Below are 20151 nucleotides of genomic sequence, written 5' to 3' on the forward strand. Positions count from 1 at the left end.
ACCCGCCACCGAACGGAGAAAGCAATCATGAGCGTCAAACTGCTTCTGGTCGGCTGCGGCAACATGGGTTTCGCCATGCTGGACGGATGGGTGCGTTCCGCCAAGCTCGTCCCGGGCGAGGTCTTCGCGATCGAACCGAACGAGGCGCTGCGCGACCGCGCGGCGAGGCTCGGAGTCCCCGTTGCCGCGTCCGCCGACGACATCCCGGCCGACACCGATCCGACCGTGGTGATCTTCGCGGTGAAGCCGCAGATGATGCGCGAGGCCGTTCCGGCGTATCGCCGCTTCGCGGACAAGGCCGCCTTCGTCAGCATCGCCGCCGGCACCGGCGTGGCGGCGCTGCAAGACCTGCTTGGAAGCGACGCCGCGATCATCCGCTGCATGCCGAACACGCCGGCAGCGATCGGCAAGGGAATGATGGTCGTCTACGCCAACCCAAATGTTTCACCCGAGACGAGGGAGTTCGTCACCGAACTCCTGTCGGCGAGCGGCGAGGTGGCGGAGATCGACGACGAACGGCTGATGGATGCGGTGACGGCGGTTTCGGGCTCAGGCCCGGCCTACGTGTTCCACTTTATCGAATGCCTTGCCGCGGCCGGCGAAAAGGTCGGCCTCCCGGCGGACGTGGCGAAGCTGCTCGCCATGCAGACCGTCTACGGCGCCGCGAGCCTCGCCCGAGAAAGCGGCGAGGAACCGGGACGGCTTCGCGAGCAGGTGACCAGCCCCAACGGCACGACGGCGGCGGCTCTCGGCGTGCTGATGGGCGAGGACCGGCTGAAGTCGCTGGTGGCGGACGCGGTGGAAGCCGCGCGTGCGCGCGGGGAAGAGTTGGGCAAGAGCTGACGCACTGGGGCCCATGGCGGGGCTAAAGCCCGAGGCTTTGCTTGATGGTCAAGGCGCACTCCATGGCAGAGGCGGTCGAGGTATCCACCTCGAGATCGTACTGCATGTCCCGGTGAACTCGGCCGAACTGCCAGCGGGCAAGCCCGGGGAGCCGGTCGCCGCGTACGCTTTCGCGTGCTTCCAGCACCTCGAGCGGAGCAAAGACCCCGACGGCATGAAATGTCACTCCCACGAGGAGTTGGCGATAGGCGTCGTCGCTCTCTCCGATCAGCACGTCGTCGACGATGAGATCGTTGCCTGCGCGTGCCATCGCCGCGACCGCCTCGCGCATTCCCTGCAGCAGGCGACCGCCCACTGGACCCGTTTCGATGGCGACGGCGCTGTGCCCGTCCTCGCTCACGGTCCGGTATCGAAAGGTCTCGGGATGATCCTGTAGCGCCTCCGGCAGCATGTCCAGGAAGGAGTCCATCTGCACGTGTAGAAAGGGTGTCGCGGCAATTGCCTGCAGCGCCTTGGCGATCGAACTCTTGCCGGCGCTGCCCACCCCGTTGAGAAGGACGACACGCCCGGGCATGGTGTTAGCCTGCATTGCCGTGCAGCATTTCGTCCTGCCGCTGCCTCAGCGCCCAGAGACGCGTCGAACGGTCCGGCGCGGCGTTGTCGGCGGTGAGGAGTTCGCCCTTGCGCACGGCTTTAAGCACCTTGCCGGCTTCGAGCAGGCCGACGGGCACCGCGCGCGCGGCGCGCGCTTCCTCGGCGCGCATCGTCCATGAGCGGTAGCAGGTCTCGCCGATCGCATCGAAGGTCTCGCCCGGCTTCAGGTCACGCTTGGCGACGGCGCAGACTTCGGCGACCGGCCGCGGCAGCGGCACCATGTCGGGTTTGCCGGTCAGCATGATGCGCGCGGCGGTCAGCGGCACTTCCAGCGAAGTCAGATGGTAGGGCCGGTGGAAAGCGTAGTACGGCCCTATGCCCACATGCAGATCGTCCATGCGCTCTATGATCCGCGGATGCGTCGCCTCGACCACCACGAAGACGCCGGGCGCGACGCCCTTTCCGATCGTGTAGTCGACCACGCCCTTGCGCGACAGCACGCCGCCGTCAGCGCGCGGGATCAGTACCTTTGCGAGTTCGTCCCGGCCGGCGTTCGGTCCGTGCATGCCCGGCACGTCGGGCACGAGGCCGGTCGCGTTGGCGATCGCGCACATCTCGACCATGGTCTTGGAGCCGTCCACGAACTCGACCAGCATGCGCGGGTTCATGTTGCGCCGCGTCGCCTCCTCGACATAGTCGTCGGGCACGGCGTCGTGGTTGAGCGGATTGTTCTTGCCCTTGCCGGCGGACACGATGGTGTAGCCGAGGGCGGAGGCGAACTCGATCAGTTCCATGCACGAGGAAGGCTCGTCTCCGGCGCCGACCGAATAGACCACGCCCAGCCGGTCCGCCTCGTGCTTGAGGTAAGGGCCGATGGTGACGTCGGCCTCGACGTTCATCATCACGACGTGCTTGCCGTTTTCCATCGCCATCAGATCGAAATCGGCCGCCACGCCGGGCTTGCCGGTGGCGTCGATCACCACGTCGATCAGCGGGTTCGTCACGAGCAGTTCGTTCGATGTGATGCCGATCCGTCCGGCTTCTATCGCCGCGGTGAGGCTCGAAGGCGTATCCGCCTCGCGCGCCATCGCCTCGTCGCCATATGCGATGCGGATGGCGTCGCGGGCGGTGTGCGGGCGACGGGTGGAGATGGCGCAGATCTCGACGCCCTTCATCAGCATGCCCTGGGTCACCAGGTCGGTTCCCATCTCCCCGGAGCCGATGACGCCGATGCGCACCGGGCGTCCCTCTTCGGCCCTGCGGGCGAGATCCCGGGCTAGGCCCGTCAAAACGACATTGGTCATGCGAATTCCGGGTAAGGCAGTGTCATGGCGGGCAGTTAGCAGATTTGCGGCTGCGATTGTCAAACGAACACGGGAACGCGTTCGACGGAACTTGTTTCCTCTCCCCGCCGACGGGAATTGCAGCTATGACCTAGCCATGTCGGAAACAGTCCATCTTTCGATCGACGAGTGCGAGGCTATCTGCCGCGGGGCGGCGCTGCGCTGTGGCGCCAGCGAGGAAGCGGCCGGGGCGCTCGCCCGCGCGAGCGTCGCAGCTGACGCGGAGGGCAACGCCGCCGTCGGCGTGGCGCACCTGTCGCTATATCTCGATGCATTGCGCGAGGGACGCATCGACGGCAAGGCCGTTCCGGAGATCCGCCAGCCGCTGCCGGCCATCGTCCACGTCGACGCACGCTCCGGCACGGCGCATCTCGGCTTCGATCTCGCCTCTGCGACGCTCGTGGAAGCGGCGCGCAGCTTCGGTATCGCCGTGTTCGCGCAGAAGAACGCGTTCACCTGCGGATCGCTCGGCTACTTCGCCCAGCGGCTCGCCGACGAGGGTTTGGTCGCGCTGGCCGCCACCAACGGTCCCCGGCTGATGACGGTGACCGGCGCAAAGGAAGCGGTCTATTGCACCAACCCGCTCGCCTTCGCGGCGCCGCTGCCGGGCGGCGACATGGTGCTGATCGACCAAGCCTCCAGCCCGACGGCCTACGCCAAGGTCCGTCGCGCCGCAGGAAGGGGCGAGGAGATACCCGAAGGGTGGGCTGTCGACGCCGAAGGAAGCCCGACAACGAGCGCGGCGGAGGCCGTGAAAGGCGCGCTCATCGCCTTCGGCGGTGCGCGCGGCGCCAACATCGCGCTGATGGTGGAGATCCTCGCCGCCGGACTGACGGGTGCGAACTGGTCGCTCGACGCGCCCTCCATTTCCGAAGGAGACCGTTCGCCCGGAACCGGCTTGTTCGTCATGGCGATCGAGCCGTCCGCCTTCGGTCCGGAGTTCTCCGAAAGGCTGAAAACGCATGCCGGACGCCTCGCGAACAAAGGCGTGCACGTGCCGGGGCGGACCAAGGTCGCCGCCCGCCTGAAGGCCCGACAGGAGGGTTTGTCCGTCCCGCGTCATCTCGTCGAGAAAATCGAGGCTTACGGACGATCGTGAACGGTCGGCGCATTGGCATCGGCGACGCGAACCGTCATATGGAAGCCCGCATTCCCAGCCCCCGCCGATGACCCTGTCCCACCGCACCGACCCGCCCCGCCTCGCCGGCTTGCCCGCCTCACTGCAATGGGTGGTGCTGCTCTTGATCTCCGTGGCGATAGCGGCAGCGCTCGAGTGGGTGCGGATGCCCGCCGCTCTGCTGGTCGGCCCGATGCTGGCGGGAATAATCCTCGGCGTCAACGGCGCGACGATCCGGCCGCCCGAACCGTGTTACATCGCCGCGCAAGGCATCATCGGCGCAATGATCGTCGCGGCGATCCAGCCGGAAATGGCGGGCGCGCTGCTCGACCAGTGGCCGATCATCCTGGGAGCAGTGATGTCGACACTCGCCGCGTCGAGCCTGCTCGGCGCCATGGTGGGCCGCTGGGGATCGCTGCCCGGAACGACCGCCGTATGGGGCTCCGCGCCGGGCGCGGCGAGCGCCATGGTGCTCATGGCCGACGCGTTCGGTGCCGATGCCCGGCTGGTCGCCTTCATGCAGTATCTCCGCGTGATCTTCGTGTCGATTTCGGCCGCACTCATCGCGCGCATCTGGGTCGACACGTCGGGTGTTGCGCCTCCACCCATCGAGTGGTTCCCGCCCCTGCTCCTCCCGGACCTTGCCACCACGCTCGTCGTGGCGCTCGCGGGCGCGTTCCTGGGAAGGTTGTCGCGTATCCCCGGCGGGACGCTTCTGGGACCGCTCGTCATCGGCGTACCGCTGCACCTCGGCGCGGGGCTCGACCTGCAACTCCCCGAATGGCTGCTCGCAGTGAGCTACGCCTTCGTCGGATGGTGGATCGGCCTGAAGTTCACGCGTCCGATCCTCGCCCACGCCGCGCGCACGCTGCCGCAGATCCTGGCCGCCATTCTTCTGCTGATCGCCTTCTGCGCCGCCATCGGCGCGGCCCTGTCTGTCCTGCTCGATGTCGACCCGCTGACCGCCTTCCTCGCCACCAGCCCCGGCGGAATGGACTCTGTCGCGATCATCGCGGCCGCATCGCGCAACGTCGACATCTCCTTCGTAATGACCCTGCAGATGACGCGATTCCTGATCGTGCTGCTGCTCGGCCCGCCGGTCGCAAAGATGATCGCCTCGCGGATGATGCGCCGCCCGCCTTGATGCGGCCAAGGCCAGTGTCTATCTGGCGGCGACACGCATCGCACCGCAGGGAATGCTGAAGAACATGGCCGGACCCGTCTCACGCTTTCTCGGCGACAGTCCCCTGCGGGTGATTCTCAAGCTCCTCGTGGTTTCGTTCATCGTCGGCTTCGTCATGAACATGTTCGGATGGTCGCCGCTCGACGTGTGGTACGCGCTGCGCGAGGCGGTGCTGGACGTCTGGCATCTGGGCTTCGAGGCGTTCGGCCGGTTTGCCGGCTACATCGTGCTCGGCGCCGCGATCGTCATTCCGGCTTTCATCGTGCTGAGGCTGCTCAGCTTCAGGCGCTGACCGGCTCCGCTGCGCCAGCATCGGCGAATTCGGCCGCCACCTCGAACAGGATGGCATGCCGCTCGGCGAGCGCCGGAACGTCGGTAGAATAGCCGCCACCGATGACCCCGCAGATCGGCACGCCGCCGCGGCGGAAATGTCCGATCACAGCCGTGTCCCGCCGGCGCAGCCCGTCGTCGCTGAGCGCCAGCTTGCCGAGCCGATCGGTTTCGTGCGCATCGACGCCGGCGTTGTAGAACACCAGGTCCGGCCGGGCGTAGTCGGTCAGGAGCGGCAGGATCTCGTCGAGTTTGCGCAGATAGGCCTCGTCACCGGTGCCGTCCGGCATCGCGATGTCGAGATCCGAGGGGATCTTGCGGGTCGGATAGTTGCGCTCGCCGTGGATCGAGAAGGTGAACACCCGGGGCTCGCCAGCGAAGATGTCGGCGGTACCATCGCCCTGGTGCACGTCGAGATCTACGACCAGGACGCGCCGCACCGTCTTCTCCGCCAGCAGAGCGCTCGACGCGACGCCGACGTCGTTGAAGGTACAGAACCCCGCGCCCTGCGCGCGTCTGGCATGGTGGCTGCCGCCCGCAGTGTTGCAGGCGATGCCCTTGGCAAGCGCCAACCTCGCGGCAAGGAGCGTGCCCGAGACCGCGAGATGCGCGCGTCGGGCCACCCGCTCGTCGACAGGGAACCCGATCTCCTTCTCGATCGCCTCCGGCACCGATACGGAAAGCACCTGTTCGACGTAGACGGGATCGTGCGCCAGGGCCAGCAGCTCGGCGCCGACGGGTTCGGGAACGTGCAGCGCATCGGTGAGTCCCCGGCGCTCCAGCGATTCCATGAGAAAACGGTACTTGCCCATCGGAAACCGATGATGGGCAGGAAACTTCGCATCGTAGTCTGGGTGGTGGACGATATCGAGCGGCATCCAGCCTTAGCTAGGTCTCGCACGCAAGGAAGAAAAGAGCGTACATACTATCGCGCCGCATCGACGCATTCTAGAAGTCCCCATCCGCCTCGAAGGAACCTGGATGGAAGACGCTCTCCACAAGCAACCGCTCGACGTTGAGACTGTCCCCCGAGAGGGCCGGCCATTCGTGGTGACGCATCGGCTCGTGCTCTCGATCGCGGTTCCGATGACGCTCGCCTACCTGACGACGCCGCTGCTCGGCATTACCGATACCGCGGTGGTAGGCCAGTTCGGCGACGCCGCCCTGCTTGGCGGACTGGCGGCCGGCGCGATCGTCTTCGACCTCGTCTTCGCCACCTTCAACTTCCTGCGCTCTGGCACGACAGGTCTCGTGGCGCAGGCGTTCGGGCGCGGCGACGGACGGGCCGAGCAGGCGTGGTTCTGGCGCGCCTTCGCGGTCTCGGTCGCCATCGGCATCGTTCTGGCCCTTGCCGGTCCCCTGATCGCCTGGATCGGAGCCCTTTTCATGGACGGCGGACCCGCCGTGACCGAGGCGATGAAGGGCTACGTCATCATCCGCCTCATCTGCGCGCCCTTTGCGCTCGCCAACTACGCCATCCTGGGCTACGTGCTCGGGCGCGGCGAGGGCATGCTCGGCCTGTTCCTCCAGATCCTGTTGAACGGCGCCAACATCGCCATCTCCATCTGGCTCGGGCTGGTGCTCGGGTGGGGCCTCCAGGGCGTCGCATGGGGCACCGTCTGGGCCGAGCTCATAGCCTGCATCGTCGGCCTGACAATCGTGCTGAAGCGTTTCGGCAAGCTGCCCAAACTGCCGCTCGCCGAGCTTCTGGACGGCGCGGCGCTTCGGCGCATGCTCGCGGTGAACCGCGACATCATGATCCGTTCCTTCGTCCTTCTCTTCGCCTTCGCGCTTTTTACCCGTCAAGGCGCCCAGCTCGGCACACTGACGCTCGCGGCCAACGCCGTGCTGATGAACTTCTTCCTCGTGGCAGGCTATTTCCTCGATGGCTTCGCGACCGCCGCGGAGCAGCTTGCCGGACGCGCCGTGGGCGCCGGCCAGCGCAAGTCCTTCGCCGACAGCGTCAGGCTTAGTTCATTCTGGGGTTTTGCCCTGTCGGGGCTCGTCGCGGCGATCGTCCTGATGTTCGGCAATCAGCTGGTGGCGTTCATCACCACCGCGGCAGACGTGCGAGAGCAGGCGGCCGCCTTCCTGCCCTGGGCGGCGCTGACTGCCGTCTCGGGTGTCCTCGCGTTCCAGATGGACGGCGTCTACATCGGCGCGACCTGGTCACGCGACATGCGCAACATGATGCTGCTGTCCTTCGTGCTCTACATAGCTGCCCTCTTCGGGCTGAGCGCACTCTACGGCAACACCGGACTGTGGGCGGCGCTGCACGTCTTCCTCATCGCGCGGGGATTGAGCCTCACGGCGATCCTGCCGTTCCGCATGCGCGAGACCTTCGCGGCCAAACCGGTCCCGGGCGTGGAGCCCCGCTGATCAGCCGATCGGCTGCGCCGCCCAGTGGTCGAGCCGGCTGTCGCGGATTTCGCCAATCGAGGTGAACCCCTCCCGATCGCAGAAGGCCGACAGCCCCCTGACGATCCGCCCGGGCAACGATGGCCCGGCATAGATCATAGCGGTGTAGAGCTGGACGAGATCGGCGCCCGCCCGGATCTTCTCCAGCGCCGCCTCGGCCGTATCCACGCCGCCGACGCCGACCAGGATGGTTCGCGGTCCCACGCGCCTGCGCATGCGGGCAAGCACCGCTGTCGAGCGGCCGAACAGGGGCTTTCCCGATAATCCCCCCGTTTCATTCGCCTGCGCGTCCGGACGCAGCCCTTCCCTGGAAAGAGTGGTGTTCGACACGATGATGCCGTCGATCCCGTGCGCTTCCACCTCGGCGGCGATGTCGTCGAGGTCGCCCTCGTGCAGGTCGGGCGCGATCTTCAGAAGGATCGGGACGGACGGGGCGGCCGACGACCGGCGCGCTTCCGCGACGCGCGAAAGGAGTTCGGCAAGCTGTTCCCGTCCCTGCAGGTTGCGCAGGCCCGGCGTATTGGGCGAGGAGATGTTGACCGTCAGATAGGACGAAAGCGGGGCGAAGCGCGAGACCCCGGCGACATAGTCGGCGATGCGGTCGGCGGCATCCTTGTTCGCGCCGATGTTGACCCCGATGATCCCCGTGTTGCGCCGACGCGACGAGAGCCGCCGGAATGCCGCCTCGTGGCCCTCGTTGTTGAAACCGAGCCGGTTGACGACAGCCTGATCGCGCGTCAGGCGGAAAATGCGCGGCCGGGGGTTGCCGGGCTGCGGCAGAGGCGTGACCGTCCCGACTTCCGCGAATCCGAAGCCCAGTCCAAGCAGGGCATCGGGCACTTCAGCGTTCTTGTCGTAGCCGGCGGCCATGCCCAGCGGATTGGGAAACTCCAGACCGCCAAACCGTACGGCGAGCCTCGGATCGGGCCCGGCGCCGCGACCAAGCGGCAGTCCGGTCTTCAAAGCGGCGATCGACAGTCCGTGCGCGGTTTCTGGATCGAAGGCGAAGAGCGCCCGCCGCCCCGCGGCGCCGAGCAGGTCCATCACGCGGCGAGTTCCGGGAAGACGTGGCGCCCGTCGGATCCGAGCGGCAGCGGCTTCACCCACAGAACGTCGCTTGTGGAAAGCGTGGCGTAGAGATGAGGAAACAGCGCGCCTCCGCGCGAAACCTCGTACTTGAGTTGTTCGCCCAACCCGTCCGGATCGACGGCAACGAGGACAAGGTCGTCCTGTCCGGCAAAATGCTTGGCCGCAGTCTCCACGGCCTGCTTTGCCGTCGAGAAATGGATGTAGCCGTCGGCCAGGTCGATCGGCGCTCCGGAGAACACGCCATTGCGTTCGGCTTCGCGCCACATGGCGGATGGGCAGATCTTGTAGATTGGTTCGGTCATGGCCGCCCTATAGAAGCATTTTACCGACGAGGGAATGGCCGGGACCGCCGCGCCAACCCATTTCCGGCGCATTCCCCGTGCATGATTGTAACGGGCAACAGGAGGACTTCATGCGCACGATTGTGATTGCATCGATGCTGGCGCTGGGAACGGCCGGCGCGCAGGCCCAAGACGACGGCCGATACACGCTGAGACAGACCGACGAGGGCTATGTCCGGATGGACAACCGCACCGGCGAGATGTCGATTTGCACCGAGAGAGCCGGCCAGTTGGTCTGCAAGCTCGCCGCCGATGAACGCGAGGCGCTCCAGCAGGAAATGGACGATCTTCAGGATCGGCTCGATGCACTGGAAAAACGGCTGGCTGCGATCGAAACTGGGCGACAGGACGCCGTCGGCGGGCTGCCCTCCGAGGACGAGTTCGAGAAGTCACTGGGCTACATGGAGCGCTTCTTCCGCAGCTTCATGGGGATCGTCAAGGAGTTCGAACGTGAGGAAAGGCCCGCGCCGGAGCGCACCTGATCCATTCCTCATTCGGACGGCATCGCCACGGTCCGCCGTGTCGCAAGGTCGAGGAGGACGGCAACCACTTCCCCCGTCACGAGCGGCTCTTCGTCGCCGAGGCGTACGAGTTCGTGACGCAGATGGAGCGTCTTGCCTCCCGAGCGTGACGGCAGCGAGTAGAGCACGAGCCCTTCGCCGGCCCGCGCCGGGGTGTGGTGGGTAATCTTCATCTCGAGCGCGACCCGGCCGAGCTTGCGTTCCTGAATGAGCGCGATCCCAACGCCCGCTTGCTCCCAGACATGCGGAGCCGCGTCCGTGAACCGGCCGACATAGAGCTGTTCCATGAAGTCGCCCGCCGCGTCGCACTCCGCCGGCGCCACGATCGTACGCTGCGAGATCAGCCCGCCCCGCGCCAGCATCTCCTCACCCGTCATCGGCGTCGCCGGGACAGCGTCCACGCCGCGCGGAATTGCATTCTGGACCGCCTCGGCCGGCACCAGGAAGTCGTGCGAAGAGATCTCGCCTGGCGCATCGATCGCCGAGGCCGCCAGCTTCCCGGCCACAAGATTGTCGATGAGATGGACGGTATGACCCTCGAAAGGCCCATCCGCGATGACGCCCGAGCGCGTGCGCGTGATTGCGCCCGCATGCAGTTCGGAATGGTATCGCACATGGCGCGTCCGTGGCAGTGGTCCGTCGATCCGCCCGCCGCGCATGCCGGCGAAGAGCCGCGCCGCCTCGTCGAACCGCTTGAAGTAGAACTGGACGTTGAGATGCGCATTGTCGTCGCATTCCCATGTGTTGACGAACGAGCGGTGCGTCTCGGCAAACGGTGCCACTCCAGATGCGCCCTCGCCGGATCGCTGCCCCTGCATTCCCTTCCCCCGATTCCCGCCTTTGTTCCGGGTGGCTTCTTATCAGAATGAACGCATGAAAGCGGAAGGGAAAACGGGGCCTTGCATCTCCGGCAATGGCGACTGGCCGTCCGGTCCCGAAGAACGCGTTCCGTTCCGCCCCCTGCCGCATGTTCCGTGCATCCATAAGGATCGGCGCGGCCTATCCGCTTGAATTCGCCGGGGGAGCCCGCATAATCACCTTCCCGTCATCCGACCAGCATGCGAGAAGAGTCGGAGCCGGGCAAGGGAGGGCGCCTTTGGCACCGGAGTTGAAATTCGTCGTCGCGGACGATCACCCGCTGTTTCGCGGCGCTCTCAGGCAGACGCTTGCGAGCGCGGTGGACAATGCGACCATCCTCGAGGCCGGCACCTTCGCCGAGACCAAGAAAATCGTATCGGACACCGACGACATCGATCTCGTGCTGCTCGACCTGACGATGCCCGGCGCCAGCGGCCTCTCTGGCCTCGTCGCCCTGCGTGCCATCAATTCCACCGCACCGGTCATGGTCGTTTCGGCGCGGGACGATGTGGAGACCATCCGCCGCGCGATCGATCTCGGTGCCTCGGGTTTCATCTCGAAGTCCGCCAGCATGGACGAGATCCGGAAGGCGGTGGAGACGGTGCTGGCCGGCGGCCTCTGGATTCCATCGGATGTCGATCTCGGAACGGAAATGGACCCGGAGATTTCGGACCTGATCCAGCGTCTGCAGACCCTGACCCCGCAGCAGGCTCGCGTGCTTAGCATGATCGCCGAGGGTCTTCTGAACAAGCAGATCGCCTTCGAGCTCAGCGTCTCCGAAGCGACGATCAAGGCGCACGTCTCGGCCGTGCTGCAGAAGCTCAACGTCGACAGCCGCACGCAGGCGGTCATCCAGCTGCAGCGCATCGGTTCGGACGCGCTGCAGGTCTCGGGTTCCTGACCGGGCCGATCTCTACGCGCGTGTCTTCATTCGGCCGCCGGCGAGAGCTTGCGGCTTCGCATCAGCACCGCGCGAAGAGCTGCCGGCTTCACCGGCTTGTTGAGGATCGGCACGTCCATCGCGCTTGCCTTCTCACGCACCTCCGTAGACCGGTCGGCGGTCAGAAGCACCGCAGGCATCCCCTCCCCGAACCGATCGCGCAGGCCGCGGATCACGTGCAGACCGTCGTCCCCGTCGAGGTGGTAGTCGGCCACGATCACGTCCGGCGCCCCTTCGGCCGTTTCCGGCAGTCCTGCGAAGGTCGCGACGCGGCAGCCCCAGCCTTCAAGCAGCAGGCGCATTCCGTCGAGGATGCGCTCGTCATTGTCGATGCACATCACCTTCAATCCGTCGAGTGATCGTCCCGCGGCCGCCGAACCGATCGCGGTCACGGTCGCCTCCTGGTCGAGCGGCTCCGCGACGGGCAAGATCACGGAAAACCGTGTTCCACGGTCCTTGTAGGAAGAGATACGTATTTCCAGCCGCAGGACGCGGGCGATGCGGTCGACGATCGATAGTCCCAGCCCCAGCCCCTGAGCCTCCCGGACACCCTCGTCAAGGCGCGTGAACTCCCGGAACACGGTGTTCAGCTCGCCGGGGGCGATACCGATGCCCGTGTCGAGCACCTGGATCTCGACGAGATCTCCTCGGCGGCGCGCGCCGACCAGCACCGTTCCCCGGCGGGTATACTTGATCGCGTTCGAGACGAGGTTTTGCGTCAGGCGGCGCAGGAGGTTGCGGTCTGTCGAGACGGTCAGCGAACAGGGCACCACCTTGAGTTCGAGACCCTTTTCCCGCGCCATCGGCAGGAAGTCGTTGGCAATCTGGCGAAACAGCGTGTCAAGCCGGAACGACGTCACCGACGGCTTCATCGCGCCGGCGTCAAGCCGCGAGATGTCGAGCACCGCTCCGAGGATCATCTCGACCGATTCGAGGGCCGATTCGATGTTGGTCGCCGCAGATCCGATCGACCCCTTGCCGGCCTGTTCCAGGAGCGAGGAACAGTAGAGCCGTGCAGCGTTGAGCGGCTGGAGGATGTCGTGCCCGGCCGCGGCGAGGAACTTCGTTTTGCCTAGATTGGCCTCCTCGGCAAGCATCTGCGCCTGGGCGAGTTCCTCGTTGACCTGCATGAGTTCGGCCGTGCGGCGTGCGACGCGCTGCTCGAGCGTCTCGTTGGCGCTCTTCAGGGCGAGATCGGCGCGCACGCGGGCGGTGATGTCGGCATAGGTCGCCACGATGCCGCCGTCCGGCATGGGGTTGGAGCGCACCTCGATGATCCGTCCGCTGGCGGCAAGCTCGATCTGCCACGGATGGCCGAAGGTGTTGAGCCGCTCCAGCGCCATCCCTTCAGCGCCGTGGGCGATGTCGCCGCGCCGAGCCAGATGTTCGAGCACCTGGCCGAGCGAGACACCCACCTGGCCGAGTTCGTCCGGCAGCTCGAAGAGCAGCCGGAACTGCCGGTTCCAGCAGATCAATCTGAAGTCCTGATCGAAAACGGTGACCCCCTGTTCCATCTGGTCGAGCGCTGTCTGAAGCAGATCGCGGTTGTGCTGGAGCGCCTCCGAGGCGTCGTCGAGCAGCTTGAACGCGTCCTTGACGGTCGAATCGCGCCGCTGCATCAGCAGGGAGAGGATCAGCCGCGCCGAGGAGGAGCCGACCGCACTTGCCAGCAGCTGCTCGGAAAAGCGGATAACATTCATGTCCGCCGGCACGCTCCCGTCGATCCGCTGCCCGGAATTGCGCCCGAACGTCTCGAAGGATCGTTCTGTCCGTTCGGCGCCGAGATAGCGCGATATCGTATCCTTGAGGTCGTCGACCGTGACGGCGGTGCGGAACCGACGCAGGCTCGGCATCGGGCTGACCTCGCGCGGCACGAAAATCGAGGCCTGGATGCGCTCCAGCGGCGAAGCGGCCCGCGACAGCGACCCCAGCACGAACCCGGCGGTGTTGAGGAGCAGGCTCCAGAAGACGCCGTGATTGAGCGGTTCCGCCACGACGCCGAACAGTGCCTGTGGCCGCAGCGCTTCCAAGCCAAGCGGGCCGTGGACGATGAAGGCCATATCGGCCGGCGCCAGCGAGGGAAGCAGGAGCGTGTAGCCCCATGTCAGGATGCCCGCCGTCATCCCGATGATCGCGCCGCGCGCGTTCGCCCGCCGCCATACCAGACCGCCGAAGAATGACGGCGCGAACTGCGCGATCGCAGCGAAGGACATCAGGCCGATCGCGGCGAGGCGCGCGTTGTGGGTCGATTCGCGATAGTAGAGGAAGGCCGCGAACAGGATCATGAAGATCGCGGCGCGGCGCACGTTCATGATCACCTTCGCCCAGTTCTCGTGCTCGCTGCGTCCCGCGCTGAGCAGGCGCCGGAAGAGCAGCGGGATCACGAGGTCGTTGGAGATCATGATGGAGAGCGCCACGCTCGCCACGATCACCATCGCGGTCGCAGCGGACAGGCCGCCGATGAATGCGGCGACGGCGAGCAGGTCATGTCCGGTGAGCAGCGGCAGCGACAATACATAGAGATCGGCGCTCGTCTGGCCGCCGACGCTGACCAGCCCCGCGAAGGCGATCGGGATGACGAAGAGATTGATCAGCACGAGATAGGCGGGGAAGACCCAGGTCGCCGTGCGCAGTTCCGATGCCGCCCGGTTCTCCACGATCATGACGTAGAACTGGCGCGGCAGCATGATGATCGCGAAGCCGCTGAGGCAGGTCACGACGAACCATGTCGCGAAGGAGGTCGGATAGGCCGATGCCGCGGCCACTTCGAGGTTCGTCTCGACCGCCGATATCAGATTGGCGGGACCGTCGAAGAGGAAGAAGACGACGGTCACGCCGACCGCAAGGAATGCGGCCAGCTTGACCACCGATTCGACCGCGACTGCCAGAATGAGCCCGTCCTGGTGCTCCGTCGCATCGGCGTGGCGCGTACCGAAGAGCACCGCGAACAATGCAAGAAGCACGGCGACGAGCAGCGAGATGTCCCCGATGACCAGATCGATCGACGGCGGCGCGCCGTTGTAGTGCTCAACCATCAGGCTCACCGAACCCGATATCGATTTCAGTTGCAGCGCGATGTAGGGAATGGCGCCGATCGTCGCGATGATCGTCGCGATGGATGCGACTGCGAAGCTCTTACCGTACCGTGCCGCCAGGAAGTCGGCGATGGAGGTGATCTTCTCTGCTTTCGAGAGCCGGATGATGCGGTTCAACAGCTGGTAGCCGAAGAGGAACACCAACACGGGACCGATATAGATCGCGATGAATTCGAGACCGCGCTCGGAAGCCAGGCCGACCGAACCGAAGAAGGTCCAGGACGTACAGTAAATCGCGAGGCTGAGCGCGTATATCCACGGCCGCGGCCGTCCCGGCGGCAGGCGCGCGGCGCGACGGTCGCCGATGCTCGCGATGGCGAAGAGCAGCGTCACGTAGGCGACGGCGATGATGACGACGACCCAGCCGTGCATGAGCCGGTTCCTCCCGGGGCCGATGTTTCATCGAACCCGCCACAAAATGCAAACTGCGCGACCCGACGGATTCCCACCGCGAAGCCTGCTGTGTATGAATCCAACGACCGCAGATTAACGTATGATAGGCGGTCAGTCGGGGATTCGCGCGTCTGCGATCCCGCTCATGAGGGAGAGGGTCCAATGTTGAAGGAATTCAGGGAATTCATCTCGAAGGGAAACGTCATCGATCTCGCCGTCGGCGTCATCATCGGCGGCGCCTTCGGTCTGATCGTCAAGTCGCTGACGGACGACGTCATCATGCCGATCGTCGGGGCGATCTTCGGCGGCGTCGACTTCTCGAACTATTTCATTCCCCTGGCATCCGGCATCACCGCCACGACGCTGGAAGCGGCCCGGGAACAGGGCGCGGTGTTTGCCTACGGCAACTTCATCACCGTGATCATCAACTTCCTGATCCTGGCCTGGATCATCTTCATGATGATCAAGGCCGTGAACAGCCTTCGCCGCCGCATGGACGAGCCGCAGACGACGCCTGCGCAGCCTGCCCCGCCGCCGGCCGACATCCTGCTCCTGACCGAAATCCGCGACCTGCTCGCCAAGGGCAACGAGCCACCGCGGGCGGTCTGACGCTCCCGGCGATCGAGACTGGCTCTCAAGCGCTCGCGGTTCCGGACGGGACTGCGAGCAATTTCCTGTTGAGCAGGGCCCTGCGGCGGCGGCGAGACTTGCCTATTGGCAGCCGTTTCTCTATGCGCTCGACATGAACACCACCGCCCATCCCGACACCGTCCTCATCATCGACTTCGGCAGCCAGTTCACGCAGCTGATCGCGCGGCGGGTGCGCGAATCCGGCGTCTATTCGGAGATCGTGCCGTTCCAGTCGGCGGAGGAGGCATTCCACCGGATCGAGCCGAAGGCGGTGATCCTGTCTGGCGGCCCCGCCTCGACCAGCGAGGCCGGCAGCCCGCGTGCCCCGCAGATCGTCTTCGATTCCGGCGTTCCGGTCCTCGGCATCTGCTACGGACAGATGACGCTCTGCGTCCAGATGGGCGGCAGGGCCGAGAGCTCGCCCCATCGCGAATTCGGCCGCGCCTTCGTCGAGATCGAGAAGGAATGCCCGCTTTTCGACGGCATGTGGGCGCCCGGCCAGCGCCACCAGGTGTGGATGAGCCACGGCGACCGGGTCATCGCGCTGCCCGAGGGCTTCGAGATCCTGGCGCGCTCTGACGGCGCGCCCTTCGCTGTCTTCGGCGATACGGACCGGCGCATGTACGGCATCATGTTCCATCCGGAAGTGGTCCACACACCCGATGGCGCCAGGTTGCTTTCCAACTTCGTCCACGGCGTCGCCGGTCTGAAGGGCGACTGGACCATGGCCGCCTATCGCGAACAGGCCATCGAGGCGATCCGGGAGAAGGTCGGCGACGGAAAGGTCATCTGCGCGCTCTCGGGCGGCGTCGATTCCTCCGTCGCGGCGCTGCTCATCCACGAGGCGATCGGCGAGCGGCTGACCTGCATTCTCGTCGACCACGGCCTGATGCGAAAGAACGAGGCGCAGCAGGTCGTCGAGATGTTCCGGCAGCACTACAACTTGCCGCTGATCCTGGTGGACGCCTCGGACCGCTTCATCGGCGCGCTGGAAGGCGAGAGCGATCCGGAAAAGAAGCGCAAGACGATCGGGCGCCTGTTCATCGAGGTCTTCGAGGAGGAGGCCAAGAAGCTCGGCGGCGCCGATTTCCTCGCACAGGGCACGCTCTACCCCGACGTGATCGAAAGCGTCTCCTTCTCGGGTGGCCCGTCGGTGACCATCAAGTCGCATCACAATGTGGGCGGCCTTCCCGCGCGAATGAACATGAAGCTGGTCGAGCCGCTACGCGAACTCTTCAAGGACGAGGTTCGCATCCTGGGCAAGGAACTCGGCCTGCCCGAGAGCTTCATCGGGCGACACCCGTTCCCCGGTCCCGGCCTGGCGATCCGTTGTCCCGGCGGCATCACGCGCGAGAAGCTCGAGATCCTGCGCGAGGCGGACGCGATCTATCTCGACGAGATTCGGAAGGCGGGCCTCTACGACGCCATCTGGCAGGCCTTCGCGGTACTCCTGCCCGTCCAGACGGTCGGCGTGATGGGCGACGGCCGCACCTACGAATTCGTCTGCGCGCTGCGAGCGGTTACCTCCGTCGACGGTATGACCGCCGACTTCTACCACTACGACATGGAATTCCTCGGGCGCGCCGCCACCCGCATCATCAACGAGGTCCGCGGCATCAACCGCGTCGTCTACGACGTGACCAGCAAACCGCCGGGCACGATCGAGTGGGAGTAGCCGCTCCCGAACCAGCGCTCCGAAAGGCCGCAGCCGCATGAACCAGACCGCCATCTTCTGGCCGATGATCGCCCATGTGGCGCTGGTCTACGGCGTCTACTTCATGATGTTCCTGCGCCGCATGGCGGCCGTCAGGTCAGGCAGCGCGAAGGTGTCGCAGTTTCGAGAAAACCGTGACGAGCCCCCGCAGAGCCTGTTCGTTCGCAACAACCTCGCCAACCAGTTCGAGCTGCCGGTCCTGTTCCACGTCTGCTGTCTCGCGCTCTACGCGACGGCAGGCGCGGGCACCGTCGCGGTGGTCCTCGCGTGGCTTTTCGTGTTGTCGCGCTACGTCCACGCCGTGATCCACGTCACCAGCAACCGCATCCGGTTGCGCCAGCCGGCGTTCACGCTCGGTTTCCTGGCGCTGGGTGCGATGTGGATCGCGCTCGCGATCCACATCCTCTGACCAGCCTCAGTCGGCGTCGGCGGGCATCAGCTTCAGAAGCCGGCCGCCGGCGCGGTCCTCCAGCGCCCAGAGCGCACCGTCAGGACCCTGCTCGACCTCGCGGATGCGCGCGCCCATATCGAAGCGCTCCGCCTCAGCCGCAAGGGTGCCGTCCTCCTGCTCGCCCAGTTCGGCATGGATGATGGCGCGGCCACTCAGGCCGCCGATCAGCGCGTCACCCTGCCATTCGGGGAAGACGTCGCCCGAGTAGATAACGAGCCCCGCGGGCGAGATCACCGGGTTCCAGAAGGCTTCCGGCGCCTCGAATTCCGGTCGGGTCGGATGGTCGGGAATGTCGCTGCCGCCGTAGTTGCGTCCATTCGAGACGACCGGCCATCCGTAGTTCTCGCCGCGCTCGACCAGGTTGAGCTCGTCGCCGCCGCGCGGCCCCATTTCGTGCGCCCATAGCCTGCCCTGCCCGTCGAAGGCGATGCCCAGCATGTTGCGATGGCCGACACTCCAGAAAGTCTTGGCAAGCTCGCCCTGATCCTGGAACGGGTTGTCCTGCGGCACCGAACCGTCTGGGTTCAAGCGGATGATCTTGCCGAGATTGACGTCCATGTCCTGCGCCGGCGTCTGCTTCTGGCGCTCGCCGGACGTGATGAACAGGTGCTCGCCGTCGGGCGCGAACGCGATGCGGTGAGAGTAGTGCCCTTCCCCGGTGACTTTCGGCTGCTGCCGCCAGATCACATCGACGTCTTCGAGCGACGCCGAATCTTCCTGCTGAACGAGCGTTGCGCTCGCCACCGCGGCGCCCCGCGTATTCCCCTCGCCCGGTTCGGCAAAGGAGATGTAGATACGGTTGTTTTCGGAAAAATCCGGGTGCAGGACGACATCGCCCAAGCCGCCCTGGCCGCCATATGCGACCTCCGGTACGCCCGAAACCTCAGTCTTCTCGCCGTCCTGCGAGACGATGAGCAGGACGCCGGATTTCTCGGTGACGAGCAGGTTTCCGTCCGGCAGGAAGGTCATCGCCCACGGCTCGTTGAAATCGGTCACCGGCGCGACGGAAAGCGTGGTGCCGGCATCGCCGGTCACCGTGGCGCCCTGCGCCCAAACGTTCGAAGCGACGAGGGGCGCCGCCAGCGCGGCGATGGCTAGGGGTCGTATCCGCATGAAATGAAGCCTCCTGACTGTATTCGTGTCAGGAGGTCACATAGGGCGTGCGCGAGGATGGTCCTTTCACGCCTGCGTGAGCGCCTCGGCCGCATGGAGCGCTTCGGCCATCCCGCTGCTGCCGGCCTCCCTGATCAGCTGGGCGATCATCCGGCATTCGTCGTTGCGCGGGCTGTTCCTGCGCCACGCCAGGCAGATCGTTCGTGAGGGCTGGGGGTCCGCGAAGGGGACAACCTTCATGTCGCGGGTCTCGCCGCCAGCCGTGATCGCCATCTCGGGTATGAGGGTTATACCGAGACCGTGCGAGACCATCTGGAACAGCGTCGTCAGGCTGGTCGCGCCGTAGCTCGCCATGGAGACAGGCTTGACGGAACCGCACACGGCAAGCGCCTGCTCGCGCAGGCAGTGCCCCTCCTCCAACAGCATCAGGCGCTCCAGCGCCGGGCTCTCGGGCGGAACCGGGGGCGAGACGAATTCGGGATCGTCCGACGGAACCGCCAAGAGGAACCGGTCCTCGAACAGCGGTTCGACCCGCAATCCGTCCTCCTCGATCGGAACGGCCGCGAGCAGGGCGTCGAGCCGGCCGCGCATCGTCTCCTCGACCAGCGTGCCCGTCACCGCCTCGCGCAGTTCGAGGTTGAGTTCCGGAAAACGTCCCTTCACCTGCGGCAGGATGCGCGGCAAAAGGTAAGGCGCGATCGTGGGAATCATGCCAAGACGAAAGCGTCCCTGCATGGGCCGCCGCCCGCGCCTGGCTATCGCCTCCACGTCGCGGATTTCTGCCAGGATGCGTTCGATGCGCGGTCGCAGGAGCCGCGCCTCCTCGGTTATCTTCACGTTGCGCTGGCCCCGCTCGAAGAGACGGCAGCCGAGGCGTTCCTCCATTTCCGCGATCTGTGCCGACAGCGCGGGCTGCGTGACACCGACGAGTGCCGCCGCGCGTCCGAAATGCAGTGTCTCGGCGAGCGCGTCGAAATATTCCATCTGGCGGACAGACAGGCGGATCATAACCAACTCCTATCGCAAGCGATAGAAAACTCAATTTGTTTCTATGGGGCAAAATCGCTAGTTTGGAAACGTTCCAAACTGATGGATCGAGGACTCACCGGCCCGAGGTATTTTCGGGGCGCCCGCCAAGGAGGCAGTCCGAGCCACGGGAACGGAAAAGACGCGGTCCA

Annotated in this window: 19 protein-coding genes; 10 read left to right on the forward strand and 9 right to left on the reverse strand. The window is 65.8% G+C overall.

Annotation, left to right across the window (positions count from 1 at the left end):
* Positions 1 to 27 precede the first annotated feature (27 nt).
* Positions 28 to 843, forward strand: coding sequence for a pyrroline-5-carboxylate reductase (gene proC / locus BSQ44_RS19605; RefSeq protein ID WP_072606802.1), 816 nt, complete (start codon positions 28 to 30; stop codon positions 841 to 843).
* Positions 844 to 865: 22 nt separating this feature from the next.
* Here the strand turns inward: proC and BSQ44_RS19610 are convergent, their stop codons facing one another.
* Positions 866 to 1417: a chloramphenicol phosphotransferase CPT family protein gene (locus tag BSQ44_RS19610; protein WP_072608170.1), complete on the reverse strand. Its 552-nt coding sequence runs from the start codon at positions 1415 to 1417 to the stop codon at positions 866 to 868.
* A gap of 4 nt (positions 1418 to 1421) precedes the next feature.
* A complete protein-coding gene (locus BSQ44_RS19615; protein WP_072606803.1) occupies positions 1422 to 2741 on the reverse strand; it encodes an NAD(P)H-dependent oxidoreductase in 1320 nt (439 codons plus the stop codon).
* A 136-nt stretch (positions 2742 to 2877) separates the two neighbouring features.
* Between BSQ44_RS19615 and BSQ44_RS19620 the strand changes: the two genes are divergently transcribed.
* From BSQ44_RS19620 to BSQ44_RS19630, 3 genes are all read left to right on the forward strand, one after another.
* The gene (locus BSQ44_RS19620) at positions 2878 to 3879 is read left to right on the forward strand and encodes an Ldh family oxidoreductase (RefSeq protein ID WP_072606804.1); all 1002 of its coding nucleotides are present in this window, start codon (positions 2878 to 2880) and stop codon (positions 3877 to 3879) included.
* 67 nt (positions 3880 to 3946) lie between these two features.
* Positions 3947 to 5041 (forward strand): AbrB family transcriptional regulator, encoded by a 1095-nt coding sequence (locus BSQ44_RS19625; protein WP_072606805.1) that lies wholly within the window; start codon positions 3947 to 3949, stop codon positions 5039 to 5041.
* A gap of 64 nt (positions 5042 to 5105) precedes the next feature.
* Entirely contained in the window at positions 5106 to 5372 is a 267-nt protein-coding gene (locus BSQ44_RS19630) for a DUF6460 domain-containing protein (protein WP_072608171.1), read from the forward strand.
* On the opposite strand, the gene BSQ44_RS19635 is transcribed toward BSQ44_RS19630, so the two are convergent.
* Entirely contained in the window at positions 5362 to 6288 is a 927-nt protein-coding gene (locus BSQ44_RS19635) for a histone deacetylase family protein (RefSeq protein WP_072606806.1), read from the reverse strand. The two genes, BSQ44_RS19630 and BSQ44_RS19635, sit on opposite strands and share 11 nt — an antisense overlap.
* Before the next feature lie 103 nt (positions 6289 to 6391).
* Here BSQ44_RS19635 and BSQ44_RS19640 point away from each other — a divergent pair, with 103 nt between their 5' ends.
* Positions 6392 to 7789: an MATE family efflux transporter gene (locus BSQ44_RS19640; RefSeq protein WP_072606807.1), complete on the forward strand. Its 1398-nt coding sequence runs from the start codon at positions 6392 to 6394 to the stop codon at positions 7787 to 7789.
* Here the strand turns inward: BSQ44_RS19640 and BSQ44_RS19645 are convergent, their stop codons facing one another.
* A complete protein-coding gene (locus BSQ44_RS19645) occupies positions 7790 to 8872 on the reverse strand; it encodes a quinone-dependent dihydroorotate dehydrogenase (protein WP_072606808.1) in 1083 nt (360 codons plus the stop codon).
* On the reverse strand, positions 8872 to 9219 hold the full coding sequence (locus tag BSQ44_RS19650) for a DUF952 domain-containing protein (protein ID WP_072606809.1): 348 nt from the start codon (positions 9217 to 9219) through the stop codon (positions 8872 to 8874). The genes BSQ44_RS19645 and BSQ44_RS19650 overlap by 1 nt, the downstream gene beginning before the upstream one ends.
* Positions 9220 to 9329: 110 nt before the next feature.
* Here BSQ44_RS19650 and BSQ44_RS19655 point away from each other — a divergent pair, with 110 nt between their 5' ends.
* Positions 9330 to 9740, forward strand: coding sequence for a DUF5320 domain-containing protein (locus BSQ44_RS19655; protein ID WP_072606810.1), 411 nt, complete (start codon positions 9330 to 9332; stop codon positions 9738 to 9740).
* 8 nt (positions 9741 to 9748) lie between these two features.
* Here BSQ44_RS19655 and BSQ44_RS19660 read toward each other — a convergent pair whose 3' ends face one another.
* On the reverse strand, positions 9749 to 10597 hold the full coding sequence (locus BSQ44_RS19660) for a thioesterase family protein (RefSeq protein ID WP_072606811.1): 849 nt from the start codon (positions 10595 to 10597) through the stop codon (positions 9749 to 9751).
* A gap of 278 nt (positions 10598 to 10875) precedes the next feature.
* Here BSQ44_RS19660 and BSQ44_RS19665 point away from each other — a divergent pair, with 278 nt between their 5' ends.
* Positions 10876 to 11538: a response regulator transcription factor gene (locus BSQ44_RS19665; RefSeq protein WP_072606812.1), complete on the forward strand. Its 663-nt coding sequence runs from the start codon at positions 10876 to 10878 to the stop codon at positions 11536 to 11538.
* Positions 11539 to 11564: 26 nt separating this feature from the next.
* On the opposite strand, the gene BSQ44_RS19670 is transcribed toward BSQ44_RS19665, so the two are convergent.
* A complete protein-coding gene (locus tag BSQ44_RS19670) occupies positions 11565 to 15044 on the reverse strand; it encodes a PAS domain-containing hybrid sensor histidine kinase/response regulator (protein WP_072606813.1) in 3480 nt (1159 codons plus the stop codon).
* Between the two features lie 183 nt (positions 15045 to 15227).
* Between BSQ44_RS19670 and mscL the strand changes: the two genes are divergently transcribed.
* The 3 genes from mscL to BSQ44_RS19685 all read left to right on the forward strand — a co-directional run bounded on the left by mscL (position 15228) and on the right by BSQ44_RS19685 (position 17818).
* Positions 15228 to 15674: a large conductance mechanosensitive channel protein MscL gene (gene mscL / locus BSQ44_RS19675; RefSeq protein ID WP_072606814.1), complete on the forward strand. Its 447-nt coding sequence runs from the start codon at positions 15228 to 15230 to the stop codon at positions 15672 to 15674.
* A gap of 133 nt (positions 15675 to 15807) precedes the next feature.
* Positions 15808 to 17370, forward strand: a complete 1563-nt coding sequence (gene guaA / locus BSQ44_RS19680; RefSeq protein WP_072606815.1) for a glutamine-hydrolyzing GMP synthase — start codon at positions 15808 to 15810, stop codon at positions 17368 to 17370.
* A 37-nt stretch (positions 17371 to 17407) separates the two neighbouring features.
* A complete protein-coding gene (locus tag BSQ44_RS19685; protein WP_072606816.1) occupies positions 17408 to 17818 on the forward strand; it encodes an MAPEG family protein in 411 nt (136 codons plus the stop codon).
* 6 nt (positions 17819 to 17824) lie between these two features.
* Here BSQ44_RS19685 and BSQ44_RS19690 read toward each other — a convergent pair whose 3' ends face one another.
* Together BSQ44_RS19690 and BSQ44_RS19695 are read right to left on the reverse strand one after the other, a co-directional pair.
* Positions 17825 to 18973, reverse strand: a complete 1149-nt coding sequence (locus tag BSQ44_RS19690) for a PQQ-dependent sugar dehydrogenase (RefSeq protein WP_072606817.1) — start codon at positions 18971 to 18973, stop codon at positions 17825 to 17827.
* 66 nt (positions 18974 to 19039) lie between these two features.
* Positions 19040 to 19981, reverse strand: coding sequence for a hydrogen peroxide-inducible genes activator (locus BSQ44_RS19695; RefSeq protein WP_072606818.1), 942 nt, complete (start codon positions 19979 to 19981; stop codon positions 19040 to 19042).
* Between the last annotated feature and the right edge of the window lie 170 nt (positions 19982 to 20151).

This window comes from Aquibium oceanicum, from assembly GCF_001889605.1.
Taxonomy (GTDB): Bacteria; Pseudomonadota; Alphaproteobacteria; order Rhizobiales; family Rhizobiaceae; genus Aquibium; species Aquibium oceanicum.

Excerpts from the sequence above, each read along its gene's own strand:
- proC (WP_072606802.1), top strand. The coding sequence starts at position 28 with ATGAGCGTCAAACTGCTTCTGGTCGGCTGCGGCAACATGGGTTTCGCC.
- BSQ44_RS19610 (WP_072608170.1), bottom strand. The coding sequence starts at position 1,417 with ATGCCCGGGCGTGTCGTCCTTCTCAACGGGGTGGGCAGCGCCGGCAAG.
- BSQ44_RS19615 (WP_072606803.1), bottom strand. The coding sequence starts at position 2,741 with ATGACCAATGTCGTTTTGACGGGCCTAGCCCGGGATCTCGCCCGCAGG.
- BSQ44_RS19620 (WP_072606804.1), top strand. The coding sequence starts at position 2,878 with ATGTCGGAAACAGTCCATCTTTCGATCGACGAGTGCGAGGCTATCTGC.
- BSQ44_RS19625 (WP_072606805.1), top strand. The coding sequence starts at position 3,947 with ATGACCCTGTCCCACCGCACCGACCCGCCCCGCCTCGCCGGCTTGCCC.
- BSQ44_RS19630 (WP_072608171.1), top strand. The coding sequence starts at position 5,106 with ATGGCCGGACCCGTCTCACGCTTTCTCGGCGACAGTCCCCTGCGGGTG.
- BSQ44_RS19635 (WP_072606806.1), bottom strand. The coding sequence starts at position 6,288 with ATGCCGCTCGATATCGTCCACCACCCAGACTACGATGCGAAGTTTCCT.
- BSQ44_RS19640 (WP_072606807.1), top strand. The coding sequence starts at position 6,392 with ATGGAAGACGCTCTCCACAAGCAACCGCTCGACGTTGAGACTGTCCCC.
- BSQ44_RS19645 (WP_072606808.1), bottom strand. The coding sequence starts at position 8,872 with ATGGACCTGCTCGGCGCCGCGGGGCGGCGGGCGCTCTTCGCCTTCGAT.
- BSQ44_RS19650 (WP_072606809.1), bottom strand. The coding sequence starts at position 9,219 with ATGACCGAACCAATCTACAAGATCTGCCCATCCGCCATGTGGCGCGAA.
- BSQ44_RS19655 (WP_072606810.1), top strand. The coding sequence starts at position 9,330 with ATGCGCACGATTGTGATTGCATCGATGCTGGCGCTGGGAACGGCCGGC.
- BSQ44_RS19660 (WP_072606811.1), bottom strand. The coding sequence starts at position 10,597 with ATGCAGGGGCAGCGATCCGGCGAGGGCGCATCTGGAGTGGCACCGTTT.
- BSQ44_RS19670 (WP_072606813.1), bottom strand. The coding sequence starts at position 15,044 with ATGCACGGCTGGGTCGTCGTCATCATCGCCGTCGCCTACGTGACGCTG.
- mscL (WP_072606814.1), top strand. The coding sequence starts at position 15,228 with ATGTTGAAGGAATTCAGGGAATTCATCTCGAAGGGAAACGTCATCGAT.
- guaA (WP_072606815.1), top strand. The coding sequence starts at position 15,808 with ATGAACACCACCGCCCATCCCGACACCGTCCTCATCATCGACTTCGGC.
- BSQ44_RS19685 (WP_072606816.1), top strand. The coding sequence starts at position 17,408 with ATGAACCAGACCGCCATCTTCTGGCCGATGATCGCCCATGTGGCGCTG.
- BSQ44_RS19690 (WP_072606817.1), bottom strand. The coding sequence starts at position 18,973 with ATGCGGATACGACCCCTAGCCATCGCCGCGCTGGCGGCGCCCCTCGTC.
- BSQ44_RS19695 (WP_072606818.1), bottom strand. The coding sequence starts at position 19,981 with ATGATCCGCCTGTCTGTCCGCCAGATGGAATATTTCGACGCGCTCGCC.